Here is a 15,976-nt window from a genome sequence, read left to right as displayed (position 1 = left end):
AAAAAAAAATCAGAATGAAGCTAAGGAAAAGATGCAAATTATTAAAAGCATAAAGATTATCGAACTAGGTTGGAATATTCAGATCAAAAAAAATAGCCCTAAGGCTATTTTTTTTAAATAATTCACTGTTAAAAACATGAATTAGCGATTTCCAGTAGTAATTACAATTTCATTACTATTAACAAGATCATGGTGAGAAATTTTAAAGCCCTTTACTTTTTTCCCATCAATTGAAATACCGTTAATATACCCTGCATCACCTTTACGATCCCTTTTGATTATCAACTTATCTTTACCATGATGATATTTTGAATCTAAATGTATCGTCACCTTATCAAATACGGGAGTTACAACCGTATACTCCGGCCTCCCTGGACATAACGGATATATCCCCATCATATTCATAGATGCCCAAGTAGACATTGTGCCTGTATCGTCATTACCAGGTATTCCTCCTGGTGCATTCTTAAAATGAGTTTCTAAAATCTCCGTTACTAATTTTTGAGTACGCCACTCCTCGCCTTCGATTTCCGAAAAGATATGCGGATAAAGCATATCAGGTTCATTAGTGACGTCAAAATATCCTTTATCAAAAGTAGCTTGAAGTTTTTCCACAAAATGACGCTTACCCCCCATTAATTTCACTAATCCAGGAATATCATGTGGAATAGCAAAAGTATAATTCCAAGCATTTCCTTCATGGAAACCAGGATTCGGTTCGAAATTAGCACCTTGCAAAGGATCAAAAGGGGTTAGAAATTTACCATCAGGAAGTATAGGTCTAAAAGTTCCATACTCTTTTGAATAGTAGTGCTTATAACCTTTTGCCCGCTCAGCAAACATTTTAGAATCCTCTTTCTTACCTAGTGAAGCCGCGAACTGTGAAAGGTTCCAGTCTGCAAGGAAATACTCAATTGAATGAGACACTGAGTTATCAAATTTGGCACGTAGTGGTACGTAACCGTATTTTACATAATCAGCATTATCAGGACGAATTTTATTGGTACTATCTATAGTTGTTGCTGATTTATAAAACGCCTCATATGCAGCTTCATGATCATAATCTCGAATACCTTTCATCCATGCATCAACGATAACGGGAATTGCGGGATCTCCATCCATGGTATAAGATTCGCGACCATACAGCTCCCATTTAGGCATCCATCCGCTTTCTTTATAAATATCGATCATAGAACGGATCATCTCTGTTTGTCGGTCAGGAAACAATAAACTCATTAACGGCTGGACATTGCGGTAAGTATCCCATAGAGAAAATACAGTATAACGATTTCCTGACGTTTTTAATGTTTGACGGGTCTCCATAGCGGGATATTGCCCATTAACATCCTGAAGAATATTTGGATGAATTAAAGCATGGTACAATGCTGTATAGAAGACTGTTTTCTGATCTTCAGTACCACCTTCAACTTCGATTTTCGACAAATCTTCATTCCATCTCTTAGAAGCGGCTAATCTTATTTGATCAAATCCGCCTTTGGGTTGTTCTTGATCTAAATTTTGTCTTGCATTTTCAACACTTACGAAGGAGACTCCCACCTGAACTTCAACCTGCTCGTTTTCAGAAGTTTCAAAGCTTAAATAAGCACCAATATCATCCCCGGACATTTCGTTATGATATGCTGTAAAAACTTTATACTTTCCAGCATCCTTATTCCAATCGTTTTCCCAAACTTCTCCTTGCTTCTGAAATTTCCAGTATCCCTTTTCCGAAGGTTTCTTACTCAACCTTAAGACAAAATAAATCGGATATACAGCTTGATTATTAACATAACAAAATGATCCCAATAACTTTGAACCTTCAATCTCTCGATCGTTAACAAATCGCATCGTAGCTCCCGTTTCATTCGTTAACCCTTCACCTAAATTAAGTAAAATATGGCTTTTACCCTTCGGAAAGGTAAATCTGGAAATTCCTGTTCGTAGTGTCGCTGTAGCTTCAGTTTTCACACCATATTTATCTAAATAATTGGTATAATAACCCGGTGCGGCACTTTCATTTTTGTAAGTACTTCCATAATTCCGATAATCGACATCAAGACGGCCTGTTGTTGGCATCAGCAAAAGACTCCCCATATCTGGACATCCTACACCGCTCAGGTTAACATGAGAAAATCCCGTAAAAAACTTATTATTATATTCATAGGGAGTAGACCACCATTGTGCATCCTTATTAAATTTGTTCAAAGATGACCCCATGACATTAAAAGGCGAAACGTTCATCAGCCCCTGCGGAACCTGTGCACCCGGATTAGTCGTACCATAGTTAGTTGTTCCAATAAATGGATTAACATATTCTACTGGTTTTTTTTGCGCCAATGTCGCATGCGAAAGAAAGAGAAAAATAAAACTATGACCGAGACTACGCCAATTTATAGTATTATTTAAAATAAGTACTTTTTGTCGTTTTGGTAGAGACTCTGTACAAATACGACCAAACTTAAAGGTTTTATATGTACTATTTAACCATGATTTGACAATTCTAAAATCTTTCAAAGTAACTAAGGTTTTTATTTTCATTTATTTTAATAAATTATTATTGCGCCATTTAAATAGGAATGCCACAATCTTTTTTAGCATTTAAATTATCGATCTACGTTATTAATTTGAGAATTACCCTAATCTATCTCCCTCTCACGGCTTACATTTTCATTCAGCTTTCCAGATAATTATATCAATTTTAATAATCTACATTTCAAGAAAAGATGACCTTGAACTCTATTCTAATAGGAGTGATAGTAGCATTAGAATAATTTCGTAAAAAATCCACATCAGATGTGTAGACTTACCTGTGAAATATGGATGCGCTCCCATCAAAGATTAAGATTACACCTATTCTCATCAAATAAAAAATAAGAATTATCCTAGCTACAATAATACATATAATTAGATGATCATACAATACAGAGTCATCCTTAAACAAAATTCAGCACATCCTTCATTTTATTTAAGATGGAGCAATATTGTTTTAATCTTTTCTCAAATTTAAATCTTCATTTTTATAAATCAATACGCGTATTTTTATTTCTTGTCTTATGGCAAGCAGTGCTAAACAAAATAAGGTTATAATTGTTAAAACTAAATTGTTTGAAATAGAAACAAGTATGAACGGTCTACCGTTAGGATTTAAAAAATTTATACTAGAAAACAATGGAATTTGCACACTTCACCAATTAAAAAAAAATGAAAATACTAATAAAATTTATGCTTACACTAGGTGTCAGTATAACTCTTCCCTGTATCACGGCCAAAGCTGCTGATAAAATTGCTGTAATAAATAACGTTACGCGAATAATTGAAAAAAATGTCCCTCCTGTCATTTTAAATCAGCACGGAAATATTGATTCATTAATCCAATATTTTCAATACACAACCAAATCATTAAAAGATGACATATCAGGATTAAGTGAAGCACAACTACAATTTAGTCCTGGAGAAGGAAAATGGTCAATAGGTCAATGTCTAGAGCATATCATACGCTCAGAAAGTCTGTTATTTGAAATGGCAAAAAAAGAATTGGGAAAAGCGCCACAGCCTAACCGGAAAAATGAAGTCAAATCAACTGATCAAGGTCTCATAAACATGATGACTGATCGAAGTCAAAAATTTCAGGCACCAAAAGAACTGCAACCCACAGGAAAATATAAAGATAGCAAAGTAGCAATAAAGGACTTTCTAGCAGCTAGAGAGCCTGTTTTATTATACATCAAAAATGCAAATATAGATGACCTTCGCAATCACATCAGTGACTATCCAACAGGCGTAGTTGATGGTTATCAAAACCTACTTTTTATCGCCGCTCACTGTGCTAGACACACTAAACAGATTGAAGAAGTATTAGCAGATCCAAATTTTCCAAAAAAATAAATTATGAAAAACCAAACATATCAAATCGACATTCAAGCACCAGCTTCAGTAGTATTTCACAAAATGCTAGATAAAGAAACCTATAAATTATGGACTTCCGAATTCAACCCTACATCAGATTATGAAGGAGGATGGAATAAAGGTGATAAAATTTACTTTATTGGACAAAATAAAGATGGTAAACGTGAAGGTATGGTAGCTAAAATTTTAGAAAATATCCCTAATGAATTTGTTTCCATTTATCATTACGGAATATTGGATGGAGATATAGAAATCACAGAGGGGCCTGCAGTCGAAAGCTGGGCAGGAGGTACAGAGAACTATCATTTTAAAGAACATAATGGAATAACAAATGTAACTGTTAAAGTAGATACCACAGAAGAATACCTATCTTACTTTGATGAAACTTGGCCCAAAGCCTTATCAAGATTAAAAGAAATTTGCGAATAATACCTATAACTATTCATTATGTTTGAAAAAGTTGAGAATTACTATCACAGTAAAAAAGAACCAATAAAAAGTTGTTTACTAGCATTAAAAGAAATTATTCTCAGACTGGATCCGCTTATAACAGAAACGCAGAAATGGGGCATGCCCTGTTTCTGCTATAAAAATAGAATATTTTGTTATCTGTCAATAGATTCAAAAAAAGATATTCCCTATATCATGATGGTAGAAGGCAGACATTTAGATATTCCAGCTCTTCAATCGGGAAATCGTTCTAAAATGAAAGTTTTTTATGTTGATCCCAACGCAGACTTCGATTTAGTTACGATCAATCACATCATGCAAGGAGCACTGAATCTTTATAGAAACGGCTTACTGAAAACAAGTACAAAAAATACATAAACAAAAATCCTCAACAATGTAGCTACCCTATTATAAAGAATAACAATAGGTTAATCTAGGATCATACACTATCAATTCTATGATCACACACCTCCACCCAAGTACAACCCTAGGATCATACAACAAGGACTATATGACCCCACTTGCACCACACAAGGACTAGCCTAGGATCATACAACACGAACTATACGATGATACTAGATCCACTAAACATACAGGCCTTCTGTACCTTTTCTATGCACAATATGCCCACATCAAATAACCAATGTAGCTTATTATATACTTATACGTTAAGCTATGATACATCACATAAAATCGTAATGAAATAAAAATTTTACATATATATAGTAATTGTTGGTCTATAAATTGATTGTATTAAGTTATGGCAAGATTTTTAAAAGTAATATTCTTATTAGCTATTATTGCGGTCTTCGGATGGTTGCTATGGTCTAAGTTTGAAAACAAAACTACAAAAGTTACTACACATCAACTTTTGATCGAGCGAATAGAAGCAATGGGCAAGCTTGAATTGGTCAAATATAGATTTAGCGATGTTGTTGAACATAAAAATATTACAACATTCTTACCCGACGCAAGTGTACTACTTATCATAAAAGCAGATGCCGTTGGATGTATCGATTTAACAAAAGTCAAACAAGAAGATATTGAAGTTTTTGGAGACTCTGTTTCTATGCGTTTACCTTTACCTGAAATTTGCTACATAAAGATAGATCATAAATCTTCCCGAGTTTACGATACCAAAATGGCATTCTTTCGAGAAGCTGACCTTGTAGATGAAGCCTATAAAAATGCGGAAAAGGAGATTGCAACCGAGGTGAAGAAATCAGACATATTGCAACAAACCCGAGCAAATGCACTAAATGTTTTCACCCCTTTACTTAAAGGACTAGGTTTTAATAAAATTAGTTTGTCTTTCGAATAATTACATCGATTAACATATTTTAATTGTAATCAATAAACGCGCAAATCGGAAGTTATGATTAAATCATAACTTCATAATTAGATCAAAATTTCACATCAAAAAAAATAAAACGAATTATTTTTTTTAGGAATCAACTTCATACATAGTCATGATTATTTGACAGTATAGCTATACTGTCAAATAATATACAATTATTAAAGTCGATCAACAGTTCTAAAACTTAAAATGAAATCAATCTATTGATATGAACGATCTAAATGCAACGCCATTTGTATATTACAACGTTTATAAGACGTATCTCGTCCTGCTATTTTTTTAAATCCTAATTTATGATATAAATTAATTGCTGGCTTTAAAATAGTATTACTTTCTAAATACAAATTTTGCGCTCCTAATTCCTTTGCCTTCTTTAATACCGCCTGCCCCAGTAGAAATCCAATATTTTTTCCTTGTGCGCTCGGTGAAACTGCCATTTTAGCCATTTCATAATCATAATCTTCTTGATGCATTTTAATCAAAGCACAAACCCCTACAGGCTTATTATTATAAATAAGCTACCTAGATTTTCCATTTCAAAACCTACCTATTTAATGATTTACTTAACTTTACAAATCCCCTTCTATCCGTTACGATATTACTCAAACAAAAAACTATAATCAGTACGAGAACTTACCTTCAAAAAATAACAATTATTAATACACAAAAACAAAATGAATACACGTAAAAATAACTTTTATGTCATCACAGGAGGGCCTGGTGTGGGCAAAACCACCTTGATTGATGCTTTAAAGTCTAAAGGATATTCTACGGTTGCAGAAGATGCCCGATCAATCATTAAACAGCAGATACTAAAAAGAGGAGATGCTTTACCCTGGAAAAATAAAGATTTATATGCTTTATTACTGCTTAATGCATCAGTAAAAAGCTATCATGCAATATCCAATAAGAACGATAACATTTACTTCTTTGATCGCGGTATAGTAGACACCATTTGTTATGCAGAAATGATTAACTTCAAAATTCCTACTGCAATGCTTCAAAATGCAAAAACCCATAAATACAATAGCACTGTATTTATACTTCCTCCTTGGTCACAGATCTATACAACTGACGATGAAAGAAAACAAACATGGGAAGAAGCTCTCTATACATTTGAAATTATGAAAAAAACTTATTTTAATAATGGTTATAATGTAATAGAAGTACCTATAGGAGCTGTTGATCTAAGGGTAGATTTTATATTGAAGCATATATAAACTTTTCCAGATCTGAATATTTCTGAGCAATTGCTCAAAATAAAAAACAATTTCAACGATCAAAATTCGTAATAATAAAGCATAATAATAAAGCAGTTACATTTGACCAATCCTTGATACCTATCCAAATTTTGGTTATCTTAGCCATATTGACAGCATACAGATATTTTTTTTGAAAAATAGTTTCTAGTCATTTACTTATCGCAACATAGTATAAGTTGTGTATCTTATTGGCTTTTGCCATCTATTTTAGAGATTATAAAAAAATCTCTTCATCTGCATACTCATTTGGAAGTATGGTCTAGAATTAAAAATTCGATTTTAAAGACGAATTATTGCACTCATCTATTTTAGATGAGTATACATGTTAATTATATTATATGACAAATTTTAAAGTTGGAATTATTGGTGCTGGCCCCAGCGGGCTAGCTATGCTACGAGCATTTGAATCGGAACAGAAAAAAGGTAATCCCATCCCAGAAATTAAATGCTACGAAAAACAGGACAATTGGGGTGGAATGTGGAACTTTACCTGGCGGACAGGTGTTGGTAAATACGGAGAACCCCTACATGGTAGCATGTACAAATACTTATGGTCTAATGGTCCAAAAGAATGTCTAGAATTTGCTGATTATACATTCACAGAACATTTCGGTCAAACAATATCCTCCTACCCTCCGCGAGAAGTACTTTTTGATTATATCCAGGGACGTATCAATCAAAGCAACGCCAGAGATTACATCCAATTTAATACCGTTGCAAGATGGGTGGATTATATTGAAGACAAAAAACAGTTTAGAGTTATCTTTGATAATCTAAAAAAGAATGAAACTTTTGAAGAATTTTTCGATTATTTAGTGGTTGGTACTGGTCATTTTTCCACCCCTAATCTCCCTTACTTTAAAGGAATAGAGAATTTCCCTGGCGCAGTTATGCACGCACATGATTTTAGAGGTGCTGACCAATTTAAAGATCAGCGCTTACTCCTTATCGGAAGTAGTTATTCCGCTGAAGATATTGGCGTACAATGCTACAAGCACGGAAGTAAATCTGTGACAATAGCTTATAGAACAAGTCCGATTGGGTGCAACTGGCCTGATGGCATAAAGGAGAAAGCAAAATTATCTCATTTCGAAGATAGTATAGCGTACTTCGAAGATGGCAGTCAAGAAGAGTTTGATGCGGTCATATTATGTACTGGTTATCAACATAAATTCCCATTTTTACCTGATAATATGCGATTAAAAACCAATAATTGTCTATATCCAGATGACTTGTTTAAAGGAGTAATCTTTAATCATAATGAACGTTTAATATTTTTAGGAATGCAAGATCAATATTATACTTTCAATATGTTTGATACACAAGCTTGGTTTGCACGTGATTACATGCTAGGAAAAATCCCGCTACCACCTAAAAAAGAACGCATTATAGAAATCAAAAAATGGATGGATGATGAAGCACTTACAAAAACAGGAGAAGATCATGTTGATTTTCAAACAAATTACATCAAAGATCTAATGAGTTATACAAATTACCCAAACTTTAATGTTGACAAAGTGGGCAGCATGTTTAAAAATTGGTTAAAGGACAAGGAAAATAATATTTTAAATTATCGAGATCAAATCTATACATCGGTCATAGATGGAACTCAAGCAGAAACTCATCATACAGCATGGATGGATGAACTTGATGATAGCCTGGAGAAATATCTTGAAGAAAGTAAAGAACCTGCTATATAATAAAATTTCTAAACTGATATTTGAATTCATTATAATAAAAGGAGGAAGCTAAAACTTCCTCCTTTTATTATAATCAATAGTTATTAAGACTAACATATACGCGTATCAATCCAAAAATTATCACGCATTTTCAATATTGATTCTGGAGTGACCCGATTTAAAATATAGGATTGTTCTGCGTTTAAAAGGTCCTTTTGATCCTGTTCATCTTCAACAAAAAGCATTCGCAAAATAGCATCATTTTCCAATGCTTCTATATCAGACTCCACTACTTTTGTATCATTCGATAGAAACCAATTTTTAGCTTCTTCCTTATTTAAAAATTTTAAATACATTAAACAAGAATCAAACTCTCCTAATTCTTTTACTACTTTTTCTGGATATTGATTTCGAATGTATTCTTCATATAGTTCACGTCTATTATTACGTAAAGCATAATTTCTTATTACCAATCGATGTGGATCACTCTCTATGCTAAATTTTTGAGGATTTTCTAAAAATCCGTAATGCTTATTGTATCGAACAACACGCGCATTCAAACTTTTTTTATCATTCTCCATAAAAATCTCTTCATTACTTATATACATAACAATCAAATGCTTATAGTGTTTAATTATTGTATACAGGAATTAAAAACAAAGAAATCTACGAATAAATAATATAATTTAAAAACGATTGTCAATACCACTTACAAGGCTCATCAGTAAGGAAAATTACATCTTTTACAAAAAAGTAAATTCACCTTTAAAAACTATTTCTTTATCTACTAAACTATAATTTTCATCATATTCAGCTTGATAAAAAATGACGTAAATTGGTTGTGTTAAATCTGTAACTGACATCAATTTATCTGCTTCCAAAATATCGATTTTGTCAATAGTACGATTCCCTGTCCAACTTTTAGCAGTACCTTTCGCATTCGGATCAAACCGATGATCTTGAGCTGATGTAAAATACCAGTAACTTGGTACATCATTACTCAACGTTAAAGTTTGATTTGGATTAAATTGCTCATCTGCCATTCCAGTATTTTCAAACCATGAAACTTCATGATCGATAATTCCCAATGCTGCGAGATAAACGTCCTTATCCAATGTCGCCCCTACTAAAAAGCCTTCCATCCCTTCTGAGTTTAGTTGAAAAGTGAATGGAGATTTAGCAAGTTTATACTGATCAAAAGTGCTGGAGATTATTTCCCCTCCTTGGATGATACTAACTTCCAGTTGTTGACAAAAACTCATTATAGAAGTAAATAATAAGCCCAAAGTCATAATCAATCTAGTCATGTAAAACGTGTATAATAAAATTTTAAATTAATAACACAAAGTAAAGTAAATCCTAAAAGACTAAAACCCCTGTTTTCCGCTAATTTTGAACGATTAATTAGATTAAAATAAAAAAACACGATTATCATTTAAAAGCTATTTTATAATCTCGTAATTTTAACAATCTTTTTATACACTTACTTCTGTCTTTGCAAAAACCAAAAATAAGTGTCTTTAACACAACACAGCTATTGATGAAATACATTCAACTATTCATTGCGTTCATGTTTACGGCAAATAACCTATCTGCTCAAAAAAAAATTACGATCGGGCAAACTGATCAGATATACTCTACAATACTCAAAGAAAATAGGAAAATAAACATATATCTACCAGAAGGATATAATGTTGCTGATACAATTAAATATCCAATAATTTACATATTAGATGGTGGCATAGAAGAAGATTTTATTCATATAGTTGGAATCGTTCGCTATTATACACAACCCTGGATTGCGCAGTTTCCAAAATCAATTGTTGTCGGTATCGAAAATACGAATAGAAAGAGAGATTTCACATTTGCAGTGTCCAACTTGGACTTCCTGGAAAAAGAAGGTTTTAAAAAAGAGAATTTTCCACAATACGGAAAATCTGAAGCTTACATTTCATTTCTTCAAAAGGAACTACAGCCCTACATGGAAAATAAATATAACGCTAATAAAGACCGTACTCTTATTGGAGAATCATTAGCTGGTCTATTAGCGTCTGAAATACTCTTAAAACAACCTGATTTATTTACTAAATATATTATTATTGCGCCTAGTTTATGGTGGGGAGAGCAAAAGCTCTTATTTGAAACGGCAAATTTATTAAATGCTAACATCAAAAAAACACTTAACGTATATTTAGGAGTTCCAAATAAAGATGAAGATATAAAAATGTATAATGAATCAATAAAGTTTTCACAATCATTAAAGAAAAACAATAATATCAATTTGTCATTTGATTACTTACCAACCGAATTACATGCAACGATCGTACACCAGGCAGTATACAATGCTTTCAAAAAATTATACCCTAAAAACTAAATAATATTAAAATCAATTTGTAATTTTTAGACGGTGCTAGTTCGGTTAACTTTCAATTTTTTATAGCAAGTAATATCCTGAAAATATGTTAAATTTACTAGACTTTCAACATCAATACGATAATTGAGAAAGCGTCAATTATAAATTTCATCTCCTAAAAATCGATTTATGAATACTATTTTGAGAAATTTATTAGCGATAGTGGCGGGTGTGGTCATTGGCAGTATAGTTAATATGATATTTATTACAATCAGTAGTTCTATCATACCTCCACCAGATGGTGCAGATGTAACCACGACAGAAGGACTAAAAGCATCAATGCATATGTTTGAACCAAAGCATTTTGTCTTTCCTTTTTTAGCACATGCCATCGGAACTTTAGTCGGAGCATGTATAACAACCTGGTTAGTCAAAGGGAAAAAACTTAGCTTTGCGTTTATAATAGCTGTCTTTTTCTTAGCAGGTGGTGTAGCAAGTGTCTTTATGTTGCCCTCTCCAATGTGGTACACAATACTAGATTTGACTATAGCTTATATCCCAATGGCATACTTGGGGGGAAAATTAGGATTAAGACTAAAATTGCAAAGTAACCACTCCTGAAACTTTTATTATAACTTCTTTAACAGAAAGAAGTGAGCATTCCTTCATAAACAGCTTATCAAAATACGCTATAACAGCATTTCGAATAATGTGAAAGAATTATTTTGATAATGAGCAGGCATATCAATAGCTTCTTTAATACGAACTACATCAACAATTGTAAAACCACATTTCTCGTAATATTGATTCAATCGCTCATTTCCCGCCGTAGTATCCATTCTAATAAAGAATTTACTTCGCTCTCTGGCCAGAGCCTTAACAAATGCTATAATCTTAATAACGAAATTCTGACCTCTAAAAAGTGGGTTTGTAGCGATACGGTGAATATAAATTGCCGGATCTTTGTCTTTCTCTTGCCATATAATAGGATCTGAAGTTGTTAACAAAAAGACACAAGCGATTTGATTATTCAGAACAATCTTATAATGTTGTCCATTTTTTATCTCTTCAAGTACAGCTCGAGCTTCAAATCCTTTCCAATTCACTTTTCCTAAAGCATGTTGATAGGCAATTGCCTGCTCATACAATTCCATATGTGCAGACAAATCGTGAGGAGTACTTTTTTCTATAATCATGCAGTTAAAATACAGTATTCCTTATAAATATAGATGATTAAACTACAATATTGTCCATTCATAAGTTTTTTCTGTCACATTATAGTTTTATCTTTGATGCATGACTATTGAAGAACTAAAAGAATATTTTAATACGGTTTCATTACCAAATGAAATACAAATTACCGTGGATATGCATATCTTTGATTTACCTAAATTTCTGCAGGCAAACTTAGCGGCACTTGATCGCTGGAACAGAGAGTTAGAAAAATGTCCTTCCTATGTGCGTTTAATAAACTTAAAGAAAGCTATTGAAAATCAATAACCACAATTACAACATTTTAAGAATTACAAATCGTCTTATTGCTGCAACAAGCTATGTTGAGTTGCAGTAAAAATATTTCTAAAGACAATGTTCATTTCCTGTTCGCGCTGCGCGGCACCTATTCCGCAGCCAGGGAATAATTCCACAGTATTATTTTTAATAGCTGATACAAAGTTGCGGCTTGTAACTGCGATTTTCTCATAAATCTCAACGTTTTCAATCCCCAGCAATATATTACCCCAAGATTCTTCTGTCAAACAATAAATTTGACGCTTACGTTCAATAAAATCACATTGCATCTCATCCAAACGTTTAAACAGATTTTTACCTTTGTCCTTTAACCAATCTGCATCTTGAGATTTTAAAATATAATATTTTTCAACAAGATCAATAAATCTATTATACATCCCAATAAAATTGCTCAGCAAGGTTAATTCCGCAAAAGGAATAAACGGATACTGATAAAGAAAATCAGGCCAGGTACTTTCAGATTCATTAATCAAAAAACTGCGAGAGTTTCCCACAAAATGATTTTCAACAGAAAAACTATGGCTAGCCGTGCATTCTAATCCAAAAGTATCCCAATCATAATGAATCAATACATCATCCCGATCAAAAAAGAACGAATGGATCACTTGCTGACCGTTTTTATCGAGCACAGGTTTACCATCTTCCGTAATGATACAATTGGCGGTAAAATGACTTAAATGCGGAGCACCAGTGGCATATTTCCAATGACCATGAATACGATATCCCCCATCCGCTCTTTCTGCATATCCAGATGCTCGTCCACTTCCTCCCAGACAAACTTCCGGATTTTGAAAAATTTCTTTTCCTATTTGCGGATCAATAAAACCGACAAATAAATTAGCTCCCGAACATAAAGTTATTGTCCATGCCAAACCACCATCATGATAGGCCAATTCTTCTAAAAATTTCATTCCATCTAAAAGAGTTAATCCCAGTCCCCCAAGAGATTTCGGAACCCAAATTTTAAACCACTTTTCACGAAATGCTAAATCTAACTGCTTTGCAGTCATCCTTTTTAAAGAAATTGCCTCTTGTTGTTGGTCTTTTATCAGATTAATTTGATCTTGAGTAAGTATCATATGTTAGTTCATGTTTAAGAATTCTCTTCCAGTTAAAATAACCAAAGAAAGCCATCACAAATAAAAATACAGTCAGTGCTGCGAATAGTAGTAAATCTTTATGATAAAGCAAAGGGATCGCCATGAGATTACTAATATTTAATAATATCCAATTTTCTATTTTCCGCTTTGCCAGCAACCACATGCCTGCCCATGCAGTACAAGATACCAAGGCATCCCATAGCGGAACATCTGAATCTGTAGCATGTAACAATCCGAAATAGAATATGGTAAATCCTATAATACATATCAATAAGACAATAATCCAATCCTTACGTGATGCGGTCGATATGATATGTTGATGATTACTATTTTGCTGCCAGTAAATCCAACCATAAATACTCATTAATAAGTAATACATGTTCAAGGCAATTTCACCGTATAGTTTTGCGAAATATAAAACGTAAATGGATATCACAATACCAGAAATACCAAAAAGGTAATTAATAGGTTTATTGGACTTTGCAAACCAGACCTGCAATATACCAAAGCCTACTGCTAGCCATTCTGCGAGGGATGTAGCTTTAACCTGCTGAAAAAAATCGTTTAAAATTTGATTTAACTGCATTTAATATGTGTGTAAAATAAAAACAATACACACTTAGGGAGTCGCTATAAATGCACGATTTGTGAAATTAAAATCCCTACGCCAGCATTATCCGGATCAGGTATATAACAACAATTGCTCACTGTGATGAGCAATTGTTGTTATTGGGTATAATCTCAGCCTGTAACAGTAAATAATACTTCAAGCACCCCATAAGTATGGTGAAAAGAAATTAATCTTTAAAATTCTCTAATTTTAATGCTGTATGTGTACGCTTTCTAGTGGCTTCACACAGTTCAACATTATCATTTAATGATTGCCCATGTGAAGGAATCATTTCACGCAATTTCTTGCGATATTCGTCTGCTTTTGCACGTTCAGGAAAACATCTTTTCAGTAATTTAATCATGATAGCGACAGAAGTCGATGCTCCTGGTGAAGCTCCTAGTAAGGCTGCAATAGAACCATCTGCTGCGGATACAACTTCTGTTCCAAATTCAAGAACACCACCATGTTTAGCATCTTTTTTGATTACTTGAACACGTTGACCAGCAACCTCAATTTTCCAGTCTTCTAATTTTGCCGTAGGCATAAACTGCTTCAAAGCATCCAATTTATCTTTTGGACTTTTCATCACCTCAGAAATCAAATATTTAGTCAAATCCATATTATCCCGACCTACGGATAACATCGGTTTAATATTCGACAACTTAATCGATGCAGGTAAATCAAAGTAAGAACCTTGTTTTAAGAATTTAGTAGAAAAACCAGCATATGGACCAAATAATAAGGCCTGCTTACCATCAATATAGCGGGTATCAAGATGTGGAACAGACATCGGAGGAGCACCGATAGATGCTTTACCATATACTTTAGCGTTATGATCTTTAATAACATCCTCATTCACACAACGTAACCACTGTCCGCCAACTGGAAAACCACCATATCCTTTTGATTCTGGAATTCCAGATTTTTCTAACAGCAATAAAGAATGTCCACCAGCACCAATAAATACAAACTTGGCATTAATTGTTCTTTTCTCTCCAGTTTTCAAATCCTTAACTTCCAACTCCCAAGTGCCATTGTCATTCCGTTCAATGTCGCGGACTTCTTGTGTAAGATGTAATGTAATATTATCTTTTGCATCTAGATGTTGTACCAAATCACGCGTTAGAGCGCCAAAGTTCACATCAGTTCCTAAGATCATTTTCGTGGCCGCAATTTTATCATCAGCAGGACGACCTTTCATCATAAGTGGAATCCACTCATTCAAAACAGCTTTATCTTCGGTATATTCCATGCCTTTAAACAAGTTATTCTTGGATAGTGCATCATATCTTTTACGAAGAAAATCAATATCTTTTTCGCCAAAAACAGCACTCATATGAGGTACTGAGCGAATAAAATCTTCAGGTTTTGTTATGACCCCTTTATCAACTAAATAGGTCCAAAATTGCTTGGAAACCTCAAATTGTTCTGCAATGCTGATTGCTTTATCAATTTTTACAGAACCATCCGCTTGTTGTGGGGTATAATTCAACTCACATAATGCAGAGTGACCAGTTCCAGCATTATTCCATGCATCCGAACTCTCTGCTGCAACAACATCCAAGCGCTCTAAAATCTCTATTTTAATATCTGGGCTTAACTCATTGATAAGTGTGCCCAAAGTTGCGCTCATGATACCTGCGCCAATTAAAACGACGTCTACCTCTTTGGTATTTTTTGTTTTTTTACTCATGTCTTCGTGATTGATGCAAATTTAATATAGATT

Annotated in this window: 17 protein-coding genes; 9 read left to right on the top strand and 8 right to left on the bottom strand. The window is 33.5% G+C overall.

Features of this window, described 5'->3' with window-relative positions; translation table 11 throughout:
• Positions 1-141: 141 nt before the first annotated feature.
• A complete protein-coding gene (locus WH188_RS03000) occupies positions 142-2,538 on the bottom strand; it encodes a GH92 family glycosyl hydrolase (protein ID WP_339423230.1) in 2,397 nt (798 codons plus the stop codon).
• Positions 2,539-3,201: 663 nt separating this feature from the next.
• Between WH188_RS03000 and WH188_RS02995 the strand changes: the two genes are divergently transcribed.
• The 4 genes from WH188_RS02995 (at position 3,202) to WH188_RS02980 (ending at position 5,677) form a co-directional block, all read left to right on the top strand.
• Positions 3,202-3,885, top strand: a complete 684-nt coding sequence (locus WH188_RS02995; RefSeq protein ID WP_132771071.1) for a DinB family protein — start codon at positions 3,202-3,204, stop codon at positions 3,883-3,885.
• 3 nt (positions 3,886-3,888) lie between these two features.
• Entirely contained in the window at positions 3,889-4,335 is a 447-nt protein-coding gene (locus WH188_RS02990) for an SRPBCC domain-containing protein (protein WP_021190776.1), read from the top strand.
• A gap of 18 nt (positions 4,336-4,353) precedes the next feature.
• Entirely contained in the window at positions 4,354-4,734 is a 381-nt protein-coding gene (locus WH188_RS02985) for a DUF1801 domain-containing protein (protein ID WP_339423229.1), read from the top strand.
• Between the two features lie 382 nt (positions 4,735-5,116).
• Positions 5,117-5,677, top strand: a complete 561-nt coding sequence (locus WH188_RS02980; protein ID WP_021190778.1) for a DUF4230 domain-containing protein — start codon at positions 5,117-5,119, stop codon at positions 5,675-5,677.
• Positions 5,678-5,913: 236 nt separating this feature from the next.
• Here the strand turns inward: WH188_RS02980 and WH188_RS02975 are convergent, their stop codons facing one another.
• Complete coding sequence (locus WH188_RS02975; RefSeq protein WP_262708433.1) at positions 5,914-6,228, bottom strand: GNAT family N-acetyltransferase; 315 nt, start codon at positions 6,226-6,228, stop codon at positions 5,914-5,916.
• Between the two features lie 159 nt (positions 6,229-6,387).
• Here WH188_RS02975 and WH188_RS02970 point away from each other — a divergent pair, with 159 nt between their 5' ends.
• Both WH188_RS02970 and WH188_RS02965 read left to right on the top strand, forming a co-directional pair.
• Positions 6,388-6,933 carry an AAA family ATPase gene (locus WH188_RS02970; RefSeq protein WP_132772753.1) on the top strand — a complete coding sequence of 182 codons (546 nt, stop codon included), beginning with the start codon at positions 6,388-6,390 and terminating at the stop codon, positions 6,931-6,933.
• A 380-nt stretch (positions 6,934-7,313) separates the two neighbouring features.
• Entirely contained in the window at positions 7,314-8,675 is a 1,362-nt protein-coding gene (locus WH188_RS02965) for an NAD(P)-binding domain-containing protein (protein ID WP_021190781.1), read from the top strand.
• Between the two features lie 89 nt (positions 8,676-8,764).
• On the opposite strand, the gene WH188_RS02960 is transcribed toward WH188_RS02965, so the two are convergent.
• Complete coding sequence (locus tag WH188_RS02960; RefSeq protein WP_132772755.1) at positions 8,765-9,235, bottom strand: hypothetical protein; 471 nt, start codon at positions 9,233-9,235, stop codon at positions 8,765-8,767.
• 162 nt (positions 9,236-9,397) lie between these two features.
• The gene (locus tag WH188_RS02955) at positions 9,398-9,961 is read right to left on the bottom strand and encodes a hypothetical protein (protein WP_132772757.1); all 564 of its coding nucleotides are present in this window, start codon (positions 9,959-9,961) and stop codon (positions 9,398-9,400) included.
• Between the two features lie 233 nt (positions 9,962-10,194).
• Between WH188_RS02955 and WH188_RS02950 the strand changes: the two genes are divergently transcribed.
• Positions 10,195-11,028, top strand: coding sequence for an alpha/beta hydrolase (locus WH188_RS02950; RefSeq protein WP_132772758.1), 834 nt, complete (start codon positions 10,195-10,197; stop codon positions 11,026-11,028).
• 234 nt (positions 11,029-11,262) lie between these two features.
• Entirely contained in the window at positions 11,263-11,628 is a 366-nt protein-coding gene (locus tag WH188_RS02945) for a hypothetical protein (protein ID WP_207902500.1), read from the top strand.
• A gap of 68 nt (positions 11,629-11,696) precedes the next feature.
• Here WH188_RS02945 and WH188_RS02940 read toward each other — a convergent pair whose 3' ends face one another.
• Positions 11,697-12,203 (bottom strand): GNAT family N-acetyltransferase, encoded by a 507-nt coding sequence (locus WH188_RS02940; protein WP_132772761.1) that lies wholly within the window; start codon positions 12,201-12,203, stop codon positions 11,697-11,699.
• A 100-nt stretch (positions 12,204-12,303) separates the two neighbouring features.
• On the opposite strand from WH188_RS02940, the gene WH188_RS02935 reads away from it, so the two are divergent.
• A complete protein-coding gene (locus WH188_RS02935; RefSeq protein ID WP_021190787.1) occupies positions 12,304-12,507 on the top strand; it encodes a DUF6965 family protein in 204 nt (67 codons plus the stop codon).
• Between the two features lie 35 nt (positions 12,508-12,542).
• Here the strand turns inward: WH188_RS02935 and WH188_RS02930 are convergent, their stop codons facing one another.
• The 3 genes from WH188_RS02930 to WH188_RS02920 all read right to left on the bottom strand — a co-directional run bounded on the left by WH188_RS02930 (position 12,543) and on the right by WH188_RS02920 (position 15,943).
• On the bottom strand, positions 12,543-13,616 hold the full coding sequence (locus WH188_RS02930) for an acyl-CoA dehydrogenase (protein WP_132772762.1): 1,074 nt from the start codon (positions 13,614-13,616) through the stop codon (positions 12,543-12,545).
• Positions 13,591-14,223, bottom strand: coding sequence for a nicotinamide riboside transporter PnuC (gene pnuC, locus WH188_RS02925; RefSeq protein ID WP_132772764.1), 633 nt, complete (start codon positions 14,221-14,223; stop codon positions 13,591-13,593). Before pnuC ends, WH188_RS02930 begins: the two co-directional genes overlap by 26 nt.
• A 211-nt stretch (positions 14,224-14,434) precedes the next feature.
• Positions 14,435-15,943 (bottom strand): malate:quinone oxidoreductase, encoded by a 1,509-nt coding sequence (locus tag WH188_RS02920; protein WP_132772765.1) that lies wholly within the window; start codon positions 15,941-15,943, stop codon positions 14,435-14,437.
• Positions 15,944-15,976 lie beyond the last annotated feature (33 nt).

Origin of the sequence: Sphingobacterium sp. MYb388, assembly GCF_037479535.1 — a bacterium.
Taxonomy (GTDB): Bacteria; Bacteroidota; Bacteroidia; order Sphingobacteriales; family Sphingobacteriaceae; genus Sphingobacterium; species Sphingobacterium anhuiense.
This window is presented reverse-complemented; position numbering and strand designations above follow the sequence as displayed.

Bases quoted from the DNA above. Each gene is read 5' to 3' on its own strand.
- WH188_RS02965 (WP_021190781.1), top strand. From the start codon at position 7,314: ATGACAAATTTTAAAGTTGGAATTATTGGTGCTGGCCCCAGCGGGCTA.
- WH188_RS02955 (WP_132772757.1), bottom strand. From the start codon at position 9,961: ATGACTAGATTGATTATGACTTTGGGCTTATTATTTACTTCTATAATG.
- WH188_RS02995 (WP_132771071.1), top strand. From the start codon at position 3,202: ATGAAAATACTAATAAAATTTATGCTTACACTAGGTGTCAGTATAACT.
- WH188_RS02960 (WP_132772755.1), bottom strand. From the start codon at position 9,235: ATGGAGAATGATAAAAAAAGTTTGAATGCGCGTGTTGTTCGATACAAT.
- pnuC (WP_132772764.1), bottom strand. From the start codon at position 14,223: ATGCAGTTAAATCAAATTTTAAACGATTTTTTTCAGCAGGTTAAAGCT.
- WH188_RS02930 (WP_132772762.1), bottom strand. From the start codon at position 13,616: ATGATACTTACTCAAGATCAAATTAATCTGATAAAAGACCAACAACAA.
- WH188_RS03000 (WP_339423230.1), bottom strand. From the start codon at position 2,538: ATGAAAATAAAAACCTTAGTTACTTTGAAAGATTTTAGAATTGTCAAA.
- WH188_RS02920 (WP_132772765.1), bottom strand. From the start codon at position 15,943: ATGAGTAAAAAAACAAAAAATACCAAAGAGGTAGACGTCGTTTTAATT.
- WH188_RS02940 (WP_132772761.1), bottom strand. From the start codon at position 12,203: ATGATTATAGAAAAAAGTACTCCTCACGATTTGTCTGCACATATGGAA.
- WH188_RS02970 (WP_132772753.1), top strand. From the start codon at position 6,388: ATGAATACACGTAAAAATAACTTTTATGTCATCACAGGAGGGCCTGGT.
- WH188_RS02945 (WP_207902500.1), top strand. From the start codon at position 11,263: ATGATATTTATTACAATCAGTAGTTCTATCATACCTCCACCAGATGGT.
- WH188_RS02950 (WP_132772758.1), top strand. From the start codon at position 10,195: ATGAAATACATTCAACTATTCATTGCGTTCATGTTTACGGCAAATAAC.
- WH188_RS02935 (WP_021190787.1), top strand. From the start codon at position 12,304: ATGACTATTGAAGAACTAAAAGAATATTTTAATACGGTTTCATTACCA.
- WH188_RS02980 (WP_021190778.1), top strand. From the start codon at position 5,117: ATGGCAAGATTTTTAAAAGTAATATTCTTATTAGCTATTATTGCGGTC.
- WH188_RS02990 (WP_021190776.1), top strand. From the start codon at position 3,889: ATGAAAAACCAAACATATCAAATCGACATTCAAGCACCAGCTTCAGTA.
- WH188_RS02985 (WP_339423229.1), top strand. From the start codon at position 4,354: ATGTTTGAAAAAGTTGAGAATTACTATCACAGTAAAAAAGAACCAATA.